This is a genomic window from Ancylobacter sp. WKF20 (genome assembly GCF_029760895.1).
GTDB lineage: Bacteria > Pseudomonadota > Alphaproteobacteria > Rhizobiales > Xanthobacteraceae > Ancylobacter.
In genome coordinates this window covers 4,263,296-4,281,342 of record NZ_CP121679.1, presented here as the reverse complement: position 1 = coordinate 4,281,342, position 18,047 = coordinate 4,263,296, and the positions used below count along the sequence as shown (strand labels likewise).

The following is an 18,047-nucleotide window of genomic DNA, read 5'->3' as shown; positions in this document are numbered from 1 at the left end:
CCCGCGCCGGGCGCGGGCAACCCCATGGCGGGCGACACTGTGAAAGCCCTGCTGCGGCGCGGCATTGCGCCGCCGCCTCGCGCGTCCGTGAAGACACCTAGCCTTGACCTGCATCAAGGCCGCGACCTTCCCGCAGCGCGAAAGCTCCAGCCGGAAAAATGGAGTCGTTCCAGGTCTGATGTGGGCACGCCACCAGGATCCGGGCGAGGAGGGTCTGATGTCGCAGCAAAGCAGCGTCGCCGGGGGCGCAAAGAAGAGTCTGACATTCGGCGAGGGTGGCCTTGCCGTCGTCTTCGCCCTTCTCGCCCTCTCAACCATCACCGTGGCGGCGAAGGCGCAGGACAGCGCCTATGCCTTCCACGCCTATCTGTCGGCCTTTGCGAGCCTGGCGACGGTGTTCGTCATCCTCAACCGCTACATGGACCGCCCGGCCGAGCTGCCGGCGCTGACCATCGACGGCAAGCCGAACTACAATTTCGGGCCTGTGAAGTTCGCAACCATCGCGGCGGTGTTCTGGGGCATTGCCGGCTTCCTGGTCGGCGTCGTCATCGCCTTCCAACTTGCCTTTCCGGTGCTGAATTTCGACCTGCCCTGGACCGCCTTCGGACGGCTGCGGCCGCTGCACACCTCGGCGGTGATCTTCGCCTTCGGCGGCAATGTGCTGCTGGCGACCTCTTTCTATGTGGTGCAGCGCACCTCGCGCGCCCGGCTCGCCGGCTATCTGGCGCCGTGGTTCGTCGTGCTCGGCTACAACTTCTTCATCGTCATCGCCGGCACGGGCTATCTGCTCGGCATCACCCAGGGCAAGGAATACGCCGAGCCGGAATGGTACGCCGACCTGTGGCTGACCGTCGTGTGGGTGACCTATCTGCTGGTCTTCCTCGCCACGCTGTGGCGCCGGCAGGAGCCGCATATCTATGTGGCGAACTGGTTCTACCTCGCCTTCATCGTCACCATCGCCGTGCTGCATCTCGGCAACAATGCCAGCATCCCGATCTCGGTGTTCTCGCCCAAGTCCTACATCGTCTGGGCGGGCGTGCAGGATGCGATGGTGCAGTGGTGGTACGGCCATAACGCGGTCGGCTTCTTCCTGACCGCCGGCTTCCTCGCCATCATGTACTACTTCATCCCCAAGCGCGCCGAGCGGCCGGTCTACTCCTACCGGCTGTCGATCGTGCATTTCTGGGCGATCATCTTCCTCTATATCTGGGCCGGCCCGCATCACCTGCACTACACCGCCCTGCCCGACTGGGCGCAGACGCTGGGCATGACCTTCTCGATCATGCTGTGGATGCCCTCCTGGGGCGGCATGATCAACGGCCTGATGACCCTCTCCGGCGCCTGGGACAAGCTGCGCACCGACCCGGTGCTGCGCCTGATGGTGGTCTCGGTCGCCTTCTACGGCATGTCGACCTTCGAGGGTCCGCTGATGTCGGTGAAGGCGGTGAACTCGCTCAGCCACTACACCGACTGGACCATCGGCCACGTCCATTCCGGCGCGCTGGGCTGGGTCGCCTACATCTCCTTCGGCGCGATCTACTGCCTGGTGCCGTGGCTCTGGCAGAAGCGCGAGCTCTACTCGCTGCGCCTCGTCAACTGGCACTTCTGGATCTCCACCATCGGCATCGTCTTCTACATCTCGTCGATGTGGGTGGCGGGCATCCTGCAGGGCTTGATGTGGCGCGCCTACACCTCGCTCGGCTTCCTCGAATACTCCTTCATCGAGACCGTCGAGGCGATGCACCCCTTCTACATCATCCGGGCGCTGGGCGGCGTGCTGTTCCTGATCGGCGCCCTGCTGATGGCCTTCAACATCTTCATGACCATCCGCCAGCCGGGAACCGTCGAAGCCGACACCGGCGTGCGGACCCCGTCCCTCGTGCCGGCTGAGTGAGGACAGACACATGGCTGAACTGGCCGCATCCCCCAAGAAGTCCTTCTGGGCCAAGCACGCCTTCTTCGAGAAGAACTCGATCTGGCTGATCATCGGCATCCTGCTGGTGATCTCGGTCGGCGGGCTCGTCGAGATCGTACCGCTCTTCTACCTCAAGAGCACGATCGAGACCGTCTCCGGCGTGCGCCCCTACACGCCGCTCGAGCTCGCCGGGCGCAACATCTATGTCCGCGAGGGCTGCTACAACTGCCACTCGCAGATGATCCGCCCGCTGCGCGACGAGGTGGAACGCTACGGCCACTACTCGCTGGCGGCCGAGAGCATGTATGACCACCCGTTCCAGTGGGGCTCCAAGCGCACCGGGCCGGACCTTGCCCGCGTCGGTGAGAAGTATTCCGACGAGTGGCAGCGCCAGCACCTCGCCGATCCGCGCTCGGTGGTGCCGGGCTCGATCATGCCGGGCTACCCGTTCCTGGAAAAGACGCCGCTGAAATACGAGAACATCGGCGAGGACGTCGCGGTCAACGCCATCCTCGGCGTGCCCTACACGGACGAGATGAAGGAAAAGGCGATCGCCGACCTGCGCCTCCAGGCGACCCTGGATGGCGACGCGGCGGAGCTGCAGAAGCGCTACCCCGGCGCCCATGTCCGCGACTTCGACGGCAACCCGAAGGAAATCACCGAAGCCGACGCGCTGATCGCCTATCTCCAGGCGCTCGGCACCATGGTCGACTTCAAGCTCTATGACGACAAGGCGAATATTCGCTGAGGGAGATGGACATGAACGAGACCTATCGCGCCCTCGCCGAATTCGCCCAGACCTGGGGGCTTCTCTACTTCGTGGGCCTTTTCCTCTGCGTGCTGGTCTATGCGCTCTCGCCCTCGCGCAAGGCGCAGTTCGACCACGCCGCCCGCCTGCCTCTGAGCGAGGACTGACATCATGGCCGATATTCACAAACCCGATGTGGACGCCATCAGCGGCGTCGCGACGACCGGCCACGAGTGGGACGGCATCCGCGAGCTGAACACCCCCCTGCCGCGCTGGTGGCTGTGGGTCTTCTACCTCACCATCGTCTGGGCGGTGGGCTATTGGATCGTGTACCCGGCCTGGCCGCTGGTCAGCTCCTATACGAGCGGCGTGCTCGGCTGGAAGTCGCGCGATGCGGTGCAGGTGCAGCTTGCCGACCTCACCGCGCAGCGCGCCGTCTTCGCCGACAAGCTGGCGGCCGCCTCGCTGGAGCAGATCGAAAGCACGCCGGAGCTGCTCTCCTTCGCCCGGGCGCAGGGCCGCGCGGCCTTCGCCAATAATTGCGCGCCCTGCCATGGCGCGGGCGGCGGCGGTGCCAAGGGCTACCCGAACCTGAATGACGACGACTGGATGTGGGGCGGCTCGCTGGAGCAGATCCAGCAGACCCTGCTGCACGGCATCCGCTCGGCGGACCCGGACGCGCATGTCGGCGACATGCCCGCCTTCGGCCGCGACGGCATCCTGCAGCGCCCGGAGATCGTCGCGGTGGCGGATTATGTCCGCTCGCTCAGCAACCTGCCGGTGCCGGCGGGTGTCACCCCCGACCTCGCCAAGGGCAAGGAAGTGTTCGAGGCGAACTGCGCCGCCTGCCACGGCGCCGACGCCAAGGGCAATATCGAGCTCGGCGCGCCGAACCTCACCGACGGCATCTGGCTGTATGGCTCCGGCCGCGACAGCGTGATAGCCACGCTGACCAATGGCCGCGGCGGCATCATGCCGGCCTGGGGCACGCGCCTCGACCCGACGACCATCAAGGCGCTGACCGTCTATGTCCACGCGCTAGGTGGCGGCCAGTAAGAACCCTTTCCGATCCGGTGGCGACGCCTGATCGGAGACCGGCATGCCGGCGCGCGCTGAAGGGCGCGCGCGGCCCGACACCTCTCCCGGATCGGTCCAGCGGACCGTCCGGGATGACGGCGTGAGGGAAGCCTGGCACGTCGTGGCGGACCGTGGCGTGCCGCCGCATAAGCATTTTCCCGCCCGTCATCGACCGGATCAAAGGCGTAGCTTCGAAGCCCTAAAAGAAGCTGTCGCCGTGCCCGGGGAAGACGATGAACGTGGCAACAAAACCGCAGACCGTGGACACCGAGATCGACGGACCGCTCTATGAGGCGCGCCGCAAGATCTACCCGATCGCCGTCCACGGCACGTTCCGCCGCATCAAGTGGATGCTGCTCGTCATCACGCTCGGCATTTATTACCTGCTGCCCTTCCTGCGCTGGGACCGCGGCCCGAACGCCCCCTCCCAGGCGGTGCTGGTCGATCTGGTCAATGGCCGCTTCTACTTCTTCTTCATCGAGATCTGGCCGCAGGAAATTTATTACGTCACCGGGCTGCTGATCCTCGCCGCGCTGGTGCTGTTCCTGATGAACGCCGTCGCCGGCCGGCTGTGGTGCGGCTATCTGTGCCCGCAGACCGTGTGGACCGACCTGTTCCAGGCCATCGAGCGCATGGTCGAGGGCGATCCGCGCCAGCGCCGCGAGAAGCTCAAGCACGCCTCGCGCGCCCAGCGCGCCTTTGAGGCCGCGTCCAAGCATTTCCTCTGGCTGATGGTCGCGTGGTGGACCGGCGGCGCCTGGGTGCTTTATTTCGCCGACGCGCCGACGCTGACCCTGCAGCTCCTCAAGGGCCAGGGCCCGGCCGTCGCCTATCTGTGGATCGGCATCCTCACCTTCACCACCTATGTGCTCGCCGGCCACATGCGCGAGCAGGTGTGCACCTATATGTGCCCGTGGCCGCGCATCCAGGCGGCGCTGACCGACGAATACGCGCTCAACGTCACCTATCGCTATGACCGGGGCGAGCCGCGCGGCTCCTTCAAGAAGACCGAGGCGCTGAAGCGCGAGGGCCTGCCGGCCGGCGACTGCATCGACTGCCGGCAGTGCGTCTCCGCCTGCCCGACGGGCGTCGACATTCGCCTCGGCAGCCAGCTCGCCTGCATCCAGTGCGGCCTGTGCATCGACGCCTGCGACACGGTGATGAAGAAGGTCGGCCGCCCCACGGCGCTGATCGCCTACGACACCGAGATGAACGTGCAGCGCCGCATCAAGGGGCAGGCGCCGATCACCCGCATCTTCCGCGCGCGCACCGTGCTCTATCTCGCGCTGATCGCGCTGATCGGCGGCATCATGCTCTACACGCTCGCCGCGCGGACCACGGAGAGCGTCTCGGTGCTGCATGACCGCAACCCGCTCTTCGTCCAGCTCTCGGATGGCTCGATCCGCAACGCCTACACGCTGCGCATCGTCAACAAGCTGAACCAGCCGCGCCGCTTCGCCATTTCGGTGGCCGGCGTGCCGGACGCCCGGCTCGAAGTCGCCGGCGGGGTGAGCACGATGGTCAATGACCAGCCGGTGGTCGAGGTCGGACCGGACCAGACCTATGAGCTGCGCGTGCTGGTCTCGACCCACGCCAAGCTGCCGGCCAACGCCTCGCTTCCCGCGACCTTCACCATCACCGACGTCGCCGCCGGCCAGGCGAGCACGGCCCCCGACCACTTCAAGGGCCCCTGAGGAGAACCGCCATGGCCTATGACGTCACCGATGCCGCCGGGCCCGCCGGCCGTCCGATCACCGGGCGCCAGATCACCGGGCGCACTGTGCTCGCCATCTTCCTCGGCTTCTTCGGCATCGTCTTCGCCGCCAATTTCTTCCTGGTGCGTGCGGCGGTGACCAGCTTCGGCGGCGTGGAAACAGAAAGCTCCTATAAGGCCGGGCTCGACTTCCGCCGCGACAGCGAGGCCGCGGCAGCGCAGGCCCAGCTGCGCTGGCAGGTCGACGCCCATGTCGAGCCGTCCCGCGTAGTAGTGAGCGCGCGCGACGCGATGGGCCTGCCGCTCGACGGCGTCGATCTCGCCGTGGAGCTGCATCACCCGACCAACCGCAAACTCGACATGGTGCTGACGCCAAGCGAGCTCGCCGCGGGCCAGTGGAGCGCGCCTAGCGATATTCCGGCCGGCCAGTGGGAGCTGGTGATCGACTTCACGCGCGGCGGCGAGCGGGTCTACCGCTCGATGAACCGCATCATCGTGCGCTAGGGCACTCGCATGGGCGCGCAGGTGATCGCCTTTCCCCGTGCGGCCGAGCCGGCACCGGCCATCGCTGCGCCGACGCCGGCTGAAGCGCCGCGCGATTTCTCGCTGTTCCTGCGCGAGGAGGCCGGTGGCGGGGCGGAGATGGCGTTCGCCATCGAAGGCATCGACTGCGCCGCCTGCATCGACGAGATCGAGGACGCGGCCGAGGCGCTGGACGGTGTCGCCCGCGCCCGGCTGAACTACACCGCCCACCGCCTCACCGTCGGCTGGGCGGCGCGCGAGAAAGCACGCCCCGAAGCGGTACTCGACGCGCTCGGGCGGATCGGCTACCGCGCCTACCCGTTCGAGGCGGACCGGCTGGAAGCCATCGAGCACGCCAATGCCCGGCATTTGCTACGCTGCCTCGCGGTCGCGGGCTTCGCGGCGATGAACATCATGCTGCTCTCGGTCTCGATCTGGTCGGGCAACGCCACCGACATCACCCCGGAGACGCGCGACCTGTTCCATTGGCTGTCGGCGGTGATCGCGCTGCCGGCCGCCGCCTATGCCGGACAGCCCTTCTTCCAGAGCGCACTGCGGGCGCTGAAGTCGCGCTCGCTCAACATGGACGTGCCGATCACGCTCGGCGTCATGCTGGCTCTCGGCGTCTCGGTCTTCGAGACGCTGAACCATGCCGAGCACGCCTATTTCGATTCCGCCGTGATGCTGCTCTTCTTCCTGCTGACCGGCCGCTATCTCGACCATGCCATGCGCCGCAAGACGCGGGCCGAGGCCGGCAATCTCGCCGCGCTGAAGGCGGTGAGCGCGCGCCGCTTCGCGCCCGATGGCAGCCTCGTCACCGTTCCCGCCGCCGCCGTGGTGGCGGGTGACGAGGTGATGGTGAGCGCGGGCGAGCGGGCACCGGTGGACGGCATCGTGGTCTCCGGCCGCGCAGCGGTGGATGAGAGCCTCGTCACCGGCGAGACGCTGCCCCGCCCGGTGGAGGCCGGCGCCATGGTCCATGCCGGCAGCCTCGTGCAGGATGGCGCGCTGCGGCTGCGCACCACGGCAGCAGGCGAGGACACGTTTCTCGACGAGATCGAGCGGCTGCTCGACAAGGCGGCGACGGCGCGCGGGCGCTATGTGCGCCTCGCCGACCGGGCCGCGCGGCTCTACGCGCCGGTGGTCCACGCAACCGCGCTTTTCTCGCTGATCGGCTGGCTGATCGCCGGTGCCTCGCTGCATCAGGCGGTGCTGATCGCCGTCGCCGTGCTCATCATCACCTGCCCCTGTGCGCTGGCGCTGGCGGTGCCCGCCGTGCAGGTGGTCGCCGCCGGCACGCTGATGCGCCACGGCATCCTGCTCAATTCCGGCGACGCTTTCGAGCGGCTGGCCGAGGTCGATACCGTCGCCTTCGACAAGACGGGCACGCTCACTCTGCCGGAGCCGAGCGTCGCCAACGCCGCCGCCATCCCTCCCGATCTGATGGATGCCGCCGCGCGGCTGGCGCTCGCCAGCACCCACCCGCTCGCCCGCGCCATTGCCGCCCTGCGGCCGGACGCCGTGCCGGTGGCGGCGGCGCGCGAGACCTCAGGCTTCGGCCTTGAGGCGACGATCAACGGGCGCGTCGCGCGGCTCGGCAGCCCGGCCTTCTGCGGCTGCGCCGACGATGCCCCGCACGCGGCGGACACCTCGCTGGTGGCGGTGCGGCTCGGCGAGCGCACGGCGGTACTGGAGATCCGCCAGGCGCTGCGGCCGGATGCGCAGGCCGTGGTGAGCCGCCTGAAGACCTCCGGTGGGCCGCGCGGCACCGGCCTCCATGTCGTGCTGCTCTCAGGCGACCGCGAGGAAGCCGTCGCCCCCGTCGCCGCCACGCTCGGCGTCACCGACTGGTGGTCGCAGACCCGCCCCGCCGGCAAGATCGCCGTGCTCGACACCCTCGCCAGCGAGGGCCACCGCGTGCTGATGGTCGGCGACGGCCTGAATGACGCGCCTTCGCTGGCCAGCGCCCATGTCTCGCTCTCGCCGATCACCGCGGCGGATGTGACCCGCGCCCATGCCGACGCCGTGTTCCTCGGTGACCGGCTCGCCCCGGTCGAAACCGCGCTGGCGGTCGCCGCCAAGGCGCGGGCGCTGATGCGCGAGAACCTGTTGATCGCGGTCGTCTACAATCTCATCGCCGTGCCGCTCGCCATTTCCGGGCTGGTGACGCCGCTCATCGCCGCGCTCGCCATGTCCGGCTCCTCGGTGATCGTCACGCTCAATGCGCTGCGCGCCCGCATCGGCATCAAGGGGGCCCGATGACCATCCTGCTCTATCTGGTCCCCGCCGCCCTCGGCCTCGGGCTTCTCGGCCTGCTCGCCTTCCTGTGGTCGCTGCGCAGCGGGCAATATGACGATCTCGACGGCGCCGCGCTGCGGGTGCTGAACGATGACGACCTCGCCCCGCCGGCCCAAGGCCCGAGGCGGCCATGAGCGCGGGCGACCTGTTCGGCGCCGAGGCGGAGGGGCTGCGCGCCGGCCGGCTTGGCTGCGCCTGCCCTGAGGACGCGCCGCTGGCGCTGCGCCGCCGCGCCGGGGCGCTGCCGCTTGCCGCCGGCTTCGCCCTCGTGGTGCTGGCGCAGGCGCTGACGCTGGGCGCACTGCCGCTGGCCGGCGCCATGCTGGCGCCCACCCATGCGCTGGGCGGGCTGATCCCCGCCGCCGGCCTGCCGCTCGCCGCCTTCCTCGCCGGGGCGGCGCTGGCGAGCCTTCCCGCCAGCCTGCTGCTCGATGGCTTTGGCCGCCGCGCCGGCTTCGCGCTGGGGGCGAGCCTCGGCATAGCCGGCGGGCTCATCTGCGCCTATGCGGTGATGGCGGCGGCCTTTCCGCTGCTGGTCGTCGGCGCCTTCTGGCTCGGCGCCGCTCAAGGCTTCGGCATGTTCTACCGCCACGCCGCCGCCTTCGGCGCGGAAGCGGCCGGCCGGCCGGGAGCGGTCGCCCGGCTGATCGGTGCCGGCGCGCTGGCGGGCCTTGCCGGCCCGCTGCTGGCCGAGCGGGCGGAAGCTTTGTTCGTGCCCTACAGCTTCGCCGGCACGCTGATCCTCGCCGCCCTCGCCCAGCTCGGCGCGCTCGCCTTCGCTGTGATGCTGCCGGAGGCGCGGTTTTCCCATGCCGACTTCACCGTCGAGGCCACCGCCGCACGCGCGGTGCCCGCGCCCTTGGCCTGGCGCGCGCTCGCCCTGCCGACGCTGATCGGGGCGCTGGCCTGGGGGGCGATGACCTCCGCCATGGCCGGCGCGCCGCTGGCGCTGGTCGGCTGCGGCGTCGGCGTGCCGCTGGTCTCCGGCCTCGTCGCCTGGCATGTGGTGGCGATGTACGCCCCGGCGCTGGCCGGCGGCGCGCTGGCCGGCCGGCTCGGCGCAGCGCGGCTGGCTGCTCTCGCGCTCACCCTCTGCCTCGGTGCGGCCGGGATGGTGCGAATTGCACCCGATGCGCTCGGCATCGGGACGGCCTTTCTGTGCGTCGGCGCCGGCTGGTCGCTCGCCATGTGCGGGGCGACGCTGATGCTGCATGAGGCGGGTCGCCCGACCCGCCTGCAACTCGCCGCCCATGACGGGCTGATGCTCACCGCCGCGCTGGCGGGCGTGCTGGTGTCGGGCGCGCTGGCCTGAGGATCAGGGCCGCAGCCCGGCGGCAAGGCGTGCCTCGATGGCGTCGAGCACCGGCAGCAGGTCCGCCACCGTGTCGATGACGAAATGCGCGCCCGCACCCGCGAGCTTGTCGGTCGCGCGCTTGCGCAGCGCGGCGCGCTCATCCGGCGAGAGCCGGTCGAGCTCGGCCTTGGAGAGGCCGGCGGCATTACCGGACAAAGCCAGACCCACCGTCCAGGTGCCGGCCGCCAGCCCTTCGGCGATGCCCGGCTCGGTATCGTCGAGCTTCACGCAGGCGCTCGGCGGCCACACGCCGATATCGGCGAAGGTGCGGTACATCATCAACGGGCTCGGCCGCCCCGCCGCGAGATCGCCGGCGCAGACCACATTGTCCGGCGCATAGCCGGCGCTGGCGGCGAGCGGCATCAGCTTTTCCATGATCGGGCGGGTATAGCCCGTGGTGGAGCCGATCTTCATGCCGCGCCGGCGGGCTTCCGCGACCACGTCGAGCAGGCCGGGAATGAGGTCGGCATGGCGCGGAATGACTTCGACATTGAGCGGCTCGAACACGGCGAGCACACGATCGACATCGGCCTCGGTCGGGGCAGCGCCGTGCGCCTCCTGCCAGCGCGGCGCGATGGCCGGGCTGTAGATCAGGCTCGCCACATGGTCGCGCTTGGGCAGGCCCATCGGCCCACGCGCCTCCTCGATGGAGACCGTCACGCCGAAGCGCGCGAAGGCTTCGACAAAGGCGCCCATCGGGGCGCGCGAGCCGAAATCAACGGCCGTGCCGGCCCAGTCCAGAATCAGCGCCTTGAGCATGGTCCAGTCCTCAAAAGGTGAGACGATCAGCCGAACAGCTCCGCCACCGCTTCCTCGGCGATGGCAAAGCCGGTGGAAGCGCCGGTGCCGCTGGTCACCACCACGAGGCGGATGTCGTCATGCGGCCGGTCGATGAAGGCGAGCCGGTCGCTCGCCGAGGCATAGGTGCCGATCCAGCGTTCCGTGACGTGCGGCCGGCGCCCGAACAGCGCGGCATATTCGTCCAGGATCAGCTCATCGACGAACTCCGGCGCGAAGGGATCGGGCGTGGCGCCATAATGATGACTGTCACCCACCACCAGTGAACCATCGGCCGACTGCACGACGATGAGATGAACGCCATGCTCCAGATGCGCGGCCTGCTCAACGGCCAGGCGGCGCTTCAGCGGCTCGGCCTCGGGCAGTTCCGCATAGCCCAGATAGCGGCCGAGCGAGAGGTCGGTCATCACCGAGCCGGGCAGCGTGCCAAGCGCGGGATCGCTGACGCGCAGCATGTGCAGCTTGCAGCGGGTGACGCCGTAGAGCTTGAAGCGATCCTCGAACAGCGTGTGAAAATCATCGCCCGGCGCGACAACGATGCGCGCCGCGGTGACGGTGCCGCCGGAGGTGTGGACCTTGCCGGGCTCGACGCCGGTTACTGCAGTCTCGCGGCGGAAGGTGACGCCCTGCCCGGCAAGCCACGCGGCGAGTTTGGGGATGGCGTGGCGCGATTCCACCCGCATGTCGTGCGGGCTCCACAGCGCGCCGGAAAGCTCGCCGGTGAGTGCCGGAAGGCGTGCGCGGGCCTCGTCGGGCGTGAGCAGCTCGCAGCCCTCGCCCATTTCCGTCGCCCGGAAGGCTTCCAGCACCGGCATCGCCTCGGGCCGGCGCCCGGCGACCAGCAGGCCGCGATGGATGACCTCGATGCCGGCCTGGGGCGCGATCTCGGCCCAGATGTCGCGCGAGCGCACCGCGCGACGCCAGCATTCGCCGCGCTGCTGGCCGGTGACGGTGACGAAACCGAAATTGCGGATCGAGGCGCCATTAGCCTGCGCGTCACGGTCGATCACCACCACCTTGAGCCCGCGCCGCAGCGCCGCGATCGCGTGACCCAGACCAACGACTCCCGCGCCGACAATGGCGAGATCATAGCTGTGCGACATGGGAAGCATCCGGCAGAGCTGCAAAGGGAAAGGCGGCAACGGGGAAGGCAGGAGGTGGGAACAGCCTCATAGCGCGTTCGCCGCCGGCGCGCTACGCGACCAAGGCCGAACCTTGCAGGTTCAGTTGGCGGCAGCGGAGGTCTTACGCATGGGCAGGCCAAGCGCGATCAGATCCTCGCGCACCTGCCGGGCGATCTCGGCGCGCGGAAAGAAGCGGGCGACCATGGCGTCCGGGTCGGTGGCCCAGAGCGGCACGACTTCTGTGAGCCGGCGGATATCGGCGCGGGCCGCTTCTTCCTCGCCGGCGAGATGGGCGGCAAGCGCGCGGGCAAGCAGGCCCGGCGCATAGCCCTCGCCCATCAGCTGGTCGGCGGCAGCCGCCGCGGCCGGCGCGTCGCCGCGCAGATAGGCGGCGATCACCTGGTAATAATCCACCGCCGGCGGCATGCCCGGCGCGATCTTGGTGGCGCTCGCCAGCATCGCTTCGCCCCGCTCGACCTCGCCGAACAGGATGAGCTGCCCGCCGAAATCGGCCAGCACGTCGACGTCATACGGATTGAGCGCCAGCGCCGCCTCGCCGGCGGCCAGCACCCCGCCCCGCTCGCCCCGGAAGAAATGCACATGCATCAGCGCACGCTGGGCAAGCGCGCTGGTCGGCGCGAGCTCCACCGCCTGCTCGGCGGCGGCCAGCGCGCGGTTCGCGGCGGGCTTGGGCGAGGCCGCCGCGGCGCCGTTGCGGATCTCGTCGAGCGTCAGCTCGGCCAGCAGCGCATAGCCCAGCGCGAAGCCGCGATCGGCCGCCACGGCGGCTTCAAGGCAGGTGCGCGCCCGCTCATGCTCCTCCGGCCGATAGGAGCGCCAGTAGGAATAGGCCAGCAGCACGCAGCCATAGGGGCCGGCATTGGCCACGCCGCCGGCCGCCATCACCTGCGCCCGCGCCCGCGCCTGGATGATGCCGTAGGGCTCGGCGATCGCCGCCATGATGTCGCGCACCAGCGCGATTTCCGAAGCGGTGGCGTCGCCGCCGCGCTTCAGGCTGTCGAACTCGCGCGACCAGACGATGGTGCCGTCGCACATGTCGGAAAGCCGCAGCAGTAGCGAGATGCTGCCATCGTCATGGTTCTCCACCAGCCCGCCCAGCGCGAACACCGAATGCGGCGAGTTGCTGCCCGGCCCGCAATCGAGCGCGGGGCGCACATCCGGGCTCGCCAGCACGTCGAGCAGGTCGAAATGGGCGAGCGCGTCGCGCACCCGCACCTCCAGCGCGCGGGCGGTGAAGTCGCCGCTGGTGACGACGCCGGCCGAGCCGGTGATCTCGCTCGGCGGCAGCGGCTTGCCGCCGGTGGAATCGAAGGCCCGCACCTCGATCATCGGCATGCCCAGCCGGTTGGCGCGCTCCACCGGCTTCAGCGCGGCGCTGGAGACCAGCGCGCGCCAGCCGACCGGATCGACCATGTCGACGGTGAAGGCGGTGACGATGAGAACGGCGAGCAGGAAAAGCGTGCCGAGGGCGACCAGCCGCGGCAGGCGGCGGCGGGCGGCCGGTGTGCGACCGCTTTCGGGCAGCGCGGGAGGGAGGGGTGCGTCCGGCGGAGACCCATCCTCCGCCTCGCCGGCCGGCTCGGTCTCAGGCGCGAGCGGCGCCTCGCTACCGCGTCGGAGAATGAATTGAGGTACATAACTACCGCGAGGAACAGCGATCTCGATCTCGTCGCCCGCCCCCGCGCCGGCGTAGTAGCGCTCCAGCGCCCGGCGCAGCCGGGTGGCCTCGACGCGGACGATGGGATCGGTCTGCGGGTCGAAGGAGGCGTCGCGGCCCAGCGCCTCGACCGCGATCGTGTAGCCCTTGATGGCGTCGGCCCGGCCCTGCAGCGTCGCCTCGACGATGAAGCGCAGGATGGTGGAGAGCTGCGGCGAGGAGCGCAGCTCTTCCGACTCCAGCACCTGCGCCAAAGCCCGGCGCACCGCCTCAGGCGGCGGCTCGATCGGCGCGTCGCCGCCGGCGGCCACCGGTGTGGCCGCGCTATCGGCTGTGGGGCTATCGGACATCGGGCTGTCCTGTGAACGGAATGCACGCTCCCGGTAGGCCAGCGGGATGCGCTTGTCGACCAAATAACGTGACGCAGGGTGACTGTAACGCGCTGTGCGGCAAGTTCATGACCACCCCTGCCGCACGCCTCCGCCCGGCGTGAAACAAGGCGCGGAACGGGTGCGCGACCGGTGCCAGGGGGCGCTTGGGCGCCACGCCAGAAAGGAAAGTGATCACATCATAATTATTTCTCGTGAGCGCGAGCGTGCTCACGCATTATACATGATGAAAAGCGCGGCCCCCACCTATGGACCGTCTACCGGAGCTCATCATGTCCGTCGCCTATGATTACGATCTCGCCACCACCACCCCGAACGACCTCGAGGCGTTCTGGATGGGCTTCACCGCGAACCGCGCCTTCAAGCGCCGCCCGCGCATGGTGTCCAAGGCGAAGGACATGCACTATTACACGCCGGAGGGCCGGGCGATCCTCGACGGTTCCGCCGGCCTGTGGTGCTCCAATGCCGGCCACAACCGCGCGCCCATCGTCGCCGCGATCCAGAAGCAGGCGGCGGAGATGGACTTCGCCCCGACCTTCCAGTTCGGCCACCCGCTGGCCTTCAAGGCGGCCTCGCGCATTGCCGAGCTGGCGCCGGGCGATCTCGATCATGTGTTCTTCTGCAACTCCGGCTCCGAAGCCGGCGACACCGCGCTGAAGATCGCGCTGGCCTTCCATGCCGTGACCGGCAAGGGCACCCGCACCCGCCTCATCGGCCGCGAGCGCGGCTATCACGGCGTCGGCTTCGGCGGCATCACGGTCGGCGGCATCTCGCCGAACCGCCGCTTCTTCGGCAGCCTGCTGGCCGGCGCCGACCACCTGCCGCACACCTATGACCGCGAGAAGCAGGCCTTCTCCAAGGGCGAGCCGGAATGGGGCGCCGAGCGCGCCGAGGCGCTGGAGGGCATCGTCGCCCTGCATGACGCGCAGACCATCGCCGCCGTCATCGTCGAGCCGATGGCCGGCTCCACCGGCGGCCTGCCCGCGCCCAAGGGCTATCTCAAGCGCCTGCGCGAGATCTGCGACAAGTACGGCATCCTGCTGATCTTCGACGAAGTCATCACCGGCTTCGGCCGCCTCGGCTTCCCCTTCGCCGCCGAGCGCTACGGCGTGGTGCCGGACATGATCACCTTCGCCAAGGGCGTGACCTCCGGCGCGGTGCCGATGGGCGGCGTGATCGTGCGCAAGCACATCTACGACACCTTCATGAACGGCCCGGAGCATGTGATCGAGCTGTTCCACGGCTACACCTATTCCGGCCATCCGCTGGCCTGCGCCGCCTCGCTGGCGACGTTGGACGTCTACCGCGACGAAGCCCTGTTCGAGCGCTCCCGCGCCATGGAGCCGATCTTCGCCGACGCGGTGATGAGCCTGAAGGGCAAGCCCGGCGTGCTCGACATCCGCACCGTCGGCCTGGTCGCCGCCTTCGACATGGCCCCCAAGCCCGAGACCCCCGGCAAGCGCGGCTATGAGGCGATGGAGCACGGCTTCCACGAGCAGGACGTGATGTTCCGCGTCACCGGCGACACCATCGCGGTGAGCCCGCCGCTCATCATCAGCGAGTCGCAGGTGGGTGAACTGGTCGAGAAGATCGGCCGGACCATCGACGCGGTGATGTAAGGCCGGCAGGCCTTCACGTCATCCCGGCCCTCTATGAGGAGGTCATCCCGGCCGCGCCGAGCGCGAGCCGGGATCGTTCTGCGGCCCCTCTCACGCGATCCCGGATATGGCCGACGGCCATTCCGGGATGACGTTTATTGGATGACCCGGACGCAGCGACGGCCGGCGCATATTTCTGCTATGAGCGGGCGCCATGCGCGCCTTCGACCTGCCCCTCCCCATTGACGACGCCCTGCCCGGACTGACCGCCGCCCTGCGCGCGCGCAACGCCGCCGTGCTGGTCGCCCCGCCCGGCGCCGGCAAGACGACGCGCGTGCCGCTCGCCTTGCTCGACGAGCCGTGGGTCGAAGGCCGCAAGATCCTCGTGCTGGAGCCCCGCCGCATCGCCGCCCGCGCCGCCGCCGAGCGCATGGCCGCGACGCTGGGCGAGAGCGCGGGCCAGACGGTCGGCTACCGCGCCCGCTTCGGTTCCAAGGTCGGCCGCGCGACCCGCATCGAGGTCATCACCGAGGGCATCTTCACCCGCATGATGCTGGACGACCCGGAGCTGTCCGGCGTCGCCGCCGTGCTGTTCGACGAGTTCCACGAGCGCAGCCTCGACGCCGATCTCGGCCTTGCCCTCGCCCTCGACGCCCAGGGGGCGCTGCGCGAGGATTTGCGGCTTCTGGTCATGTCCGCGACGCTGGACGGCGCCCGTGTCGCCCGCCTGCTCGGAGCCGACGCGCCGGTGATCGAGAGCCTCGGCCGCGCCTTTCCGGTCGAGACCCGCTATCTCGGCCGCGACCCGCGCGCGCCCATCGACCGGCAGATCGCGGAGGCGGTGCAGCGCGCGCTCGCCAGCGAGGCCGGCTCCATCCTCGCCTTCCTGCCCGGCGCCGGCGAGATCCGCCGCACCGAGCGCCTGCTGCGCGAGGCGATCCGCGACCCGTCGGTGGACATCGCCCCGCTCTACGGCGCGCTCGACCCGCGCGAGCAGGACCTTGCCATCGCGCCCTCGCCGGCCGGGCGGCGCAAGGTGGTGCTGGCGACCTCCATCGCCGAGACCAGCCTGACCATAGAGGGCGTGCGGGTCGTCATCGACAGCGGGTTTGCCCGCGTGCCGCGCTTCGAGCCGGGCGTCGGGCTGACGCGGCTGGAGACGGTGCGGGTCTCACGCGCCGCCGCCGACCAGCGCCGGGGTCGCGCCGGACGCACGGCGCCCGGCGTGTGCCTGCGGCTCTGGAACGAGCCGGAAACGGCGAGCCTGCCGGCCTTCGCCGCGCCGGAAATCCTCGCCGCCGACCTCTCCCGCCTCGTGCTCGACCTCGCCGTCTGGGGCGTGCGCGAGCCGGGGGCGCTGGCCTTTCTCGATCCGCCGCCCGACGCGGCCTGGCGGGAGGCGCAGACGCTGCTGCGCACGCTCGGCGCGCTCGATGCCCACGGGCAGGCGAGCGAGCGCGGCCGGGCCATGGCGCGCCTGCCACTGGAGCCGCGCCTCGCCCGCATGGTGATCGACGGCGCCGCGCGGGGCGCCGGGCTCTTGGCGGGCCGCATTGCCGCCATCGTGTCGGAACGCGGGCTGGGCGGGGATGGCGTCGACCTCGCCCACCGGCTGGACGGCTTCGCGCGCGACAACGGACGGCGGACGGAGGAAGCGCGACGCCTCGCCGAGCGCTGGGCCCGGGAGGCCGAGGGCCTCGCCAGCCGCGCGCAGCATCATGATACCTCACCCTCCCCCGCTGCCCTGCTGGCGCTGGCCTTTCCCGACCGCGTGGCGCGGGCGCGCGGCGACGGGCGGCGCTTCGTGCTGGCCAATGGGCGCGGCGCCGCGATCGACACCGCCGCGGCGCTGGCCCGCGCGCCCTATCTCGCCGTGGCGGAGCTGACCGGCACGGCGGATGAGGCGCGCATCCTGCTGGCGGCGGAGCTCACCGAGGCGGAGCTGGAAGCCGAGTTCGGCGACGCCATCACGCAGGCCGTCGAGACCAGCTTCGACACCGCCGCCGGCGCGCTACGGGCCCGGCAGCTGCGCCGCCTCGGCGGGCTGGTGCTCGCCGAGCGCCCGGCAGCGGTGAAGGCCGGGCCGGAGACGGCGCGGGCACTCGCGCAGGCGGCGCAGGCGCGGGGGCTGGAACGGCTCGGCTGGTCGGATCACCAGCGTCAATGGCTCGACCGGGTGCGCTTCCTCCATGCCCGCCTGCCGGAGACCTGGCCGGACCTGTCCTGGGAGCAGATGGCGGAGACGGTGGAGGACTGGCTGGCCCCGCAGCTCGACGGGGCGACCAGCCTCACGCAGATCGACGCCAGCCGCCTCGGTCAGGCGCTGACCGCGCTGCTGCCGTGGGATCTCGCCGCCCGGCTCGACGCGGAGGCGCCGACCCATATCGAGGTGCCAACGGGTAGCAAAATACCCGTCGACTACGCCGCCGAGGGCGGGCCGATGCTGAGCGTGCGGGTGCAGGAACTTTTTGGCCTCAAGACCCATCCGAGCCTCGCGCAGGGCCGCGTGCCGCTGACGCTGGCGCTGCTCTCACCGGCGCACCGGCCGATCCAGCTCACGCGCGACCTGCCGGCCTTCTGGGCCGGCTCCTGGCGTGACGTGCGCGCCGACATGCGCGGGCGCTACCCCCGCCATCCCTGGCCGGACGACCCGGCCAATGCCGAGCCGACGCGCCGCGCCAAACCGCGCAGCTGACCCGACATAGCTGACGCGCAGCGAGCGGGGCGCGTTGCATCGAATCCTCAACGAAACGGCTGCAAAGCATTAACCACGGAGGCAGTAACCGCCCCGCCAAACGGCATGGAGCGAGCGATTTAACGCGCGGTCAACAT

The 18,047-nt window shown here is 70.1% G+C and carries 14 protein-coding genes; 11 read left to right on the top strand and 3 right to left on the bottom strand.

The genetic code is table 11. The features are described from left to right. Window positions 1–217 precede the first annotated feature (217 nt). The 9 genes from ccoN to AncyloWKF20_RS19740 all read left to right on the top strand — a co-directional run bounded on the left by ccoN (window position 218) and on the right by AncyloWKF20_RS19740 (window position 9,586). Entirely contained in the window at window positions 218–1,894 is a 1,677-nt protein-coding gene (gene ccoN, locus AncyloWKF20_RS19780) for a cytochrome-c oxidase, cbb3-type subunit I (protein ID WP_279315654.1), read from the top strand. Between the two features lie 10 nt (window positions 1,895–1,904). After that, complete coding sequence (gene ccoO, locus AncyloWKF20_RS19775; RefSeq protein WP_279315653.1) at window positions 1,905–2,663, top strand: cytochrome-c oxidase, cbb3-type subunit II; 759 nt, start codon at window positions 1,905–1,907, stop codon at window positions 2,661–2,663. Between the two features lie 11 nt (window positions 2,664–2,674). Continuing rightward, window positions 2,675–2,830, top strand: coding sequence for a cbb3-type cytochrome c oxidase subunit 3 (locus tag AncyloWKF20_RS19770; RefSeq protein ID WP_267583899.1), 156 nt, complete (start codon window positions 2,675–2,677; stop codon window positions 2,828–2,830). A 4-nt stretch (window positions 2,831–2,834) separates the two neighbouring features. Next, entirely contained in the window at window positions 2,835–3,719 is an 885-nt protein-coding gene (ccoP, locus tag AncyloWKF20_RS19765) for a cytochrome-c oxidase, cbb3-type subunit III (RefSeq protein WP_279315652.1), read from the top strand. A gap of 254 nt (window positions 3,720–3,973) precedes the next feature. Further along, window positions 3,974–5,434, top strand: a complete 1,461-nt coding sequence (ccoG, locus tag AncyloWKF20_RS19760; protein ID WP_279315651.1) for a cytochrome c oxidase accessory protein CcoG — start codon at window positions 3,974–3,976, stop codon at window positions 5,432–5,434. A gap of 11 nt (window positions 5,435–5,445) precedes the next feature. Further along, window positions 5,446–5,958, top strand: coding sequence for a FixH family protein (locus AncyloWKF20_RS19755; RefSeq protein WP_279315650.1), 513 nt, complete (start codon window positions 5,446–5,448; stop codon window positions 5,956–5,958). Between the two features lie 9 nt (window positions 5,959–5,967). Beyond that, entirely contained in the window at window positions 5,968–8,238 is a 2,271-nt protein-coding gene (locus AncyloWKF20_RS19750; RefSeq protein WP_279315649.1) for a heavy metal translocating P-type ATPase, read from the top strand. Further along, complete coding sequence (ccoS, locus tag AncyloWKF20_RS19745) at window positions 8,235–8,408, top strand: cbb3-type cytochrome oxidase assembly protein CcoS (RefSeq protein WP_279315648.1); 174 nt, start codon at window positions 8,235–8,237, stop codon at window positions 8,406–8,408. Before AncyloWKF20_RS19750 ends, ccoS begins: the two co-directional genes overlap by 4 nt. Further along, window positions 8,405–9,586: a hypothetical protein gene (locus AncyloWKF20_RS19740; protein ID WP_279315647.1), complete on the top strand. Its 1,182-nt coding sequence runs from the start codon at window positions 8,405–8,407 to the stop codon at window positions 9,584–9,586. The genes ccoS and AncyloWKF20_RS19740 overlap by 4 nt, the downstream gene beginning before the upstream one ends. Window positions 9,587–9,589: 3 nt before the next feature. Here the strand turns inward: AncyloWKF20_RS19740 and phnX are convergent, their stop codons facing one another. The 3 genes from phnX to AncyloWKF20_RS19725 all read right to left on the bottom strand — a co-directional run bounded on the left by phnX (window position 9,590) and on the right by AncyloWKF20_RS19725 (window position 13,578). Further along, entirely contained in the window at window positions 9,590–10,387 is a 798-nt protein-coding gene (gene phnX / locus AncyloWKF20_RS19735) for a phosphonoacetaldehyde hydrolase (RefSeq protein WP_279315646.1), read from the bottom strand. 26 nt (window positions 10,388–10,413) lie between these two features. Beyond that, window positions 10,414–11,529, bottom strand: coding sequence for a TIGR03364 family FAD-dependent oxidoreductase (locus AncyloWKF20_RS19730; RefSeq protein ID WP_279315645.1), 1,116 nt, complete (start codon window positions 11,527–11,529; stop codon window positions 10,414–10,416). Between the two features lie 120 nt (window positions 11,530–11,649). Next, the gene (locus AncyloWKF20_RS19725) at window positions 11,650–13,578 is read right to left on the bottom strand and encodes a hypothetical protein (protein ID WP_279315644.1); all 1,929 of its coding nucleotides are present in this window, start codon (window positions 13,576–13,578) and stop codon (window positions 11,650–11,652) included. Between the two features lie 311 nt (window positions 13,579–13,889). Here AncyloWKF20_RS19725 and AncyloWKF20_RS19720 point away from each other — a divergent pair, with 311 nt between their 5' ends. Both AncyloWKF20_RS19720 and hrpB read left to right on the top strand, forming a co-directional pair. After that, complete coding sequence (locus tag AncyloWKF20_RS19720; RefSeq protein WP_279315643.1) at window positions 13,890–15,236, top strand: aspartate aminotransferase family protein; 1,347 nt, start codon at window positions 13,890–13,892, stop codon at window positions 15,234–15,236. 193 nt (window positions 15,237–15,429) lie between these two features. Beyond that, a complete protein-coding gene (hrpB, locus tag AncyloWKF20_RS19715) occupies window positions 15,430–17,910 on the top strand; it encodes an ATP-dependent helicase HrpB (RefSeq protein WP_279315642.1) in 2,481 nt (826 codons plus the stop codon). Window positions 17,911–18,047: the final 137 nt, after the last annotated feature.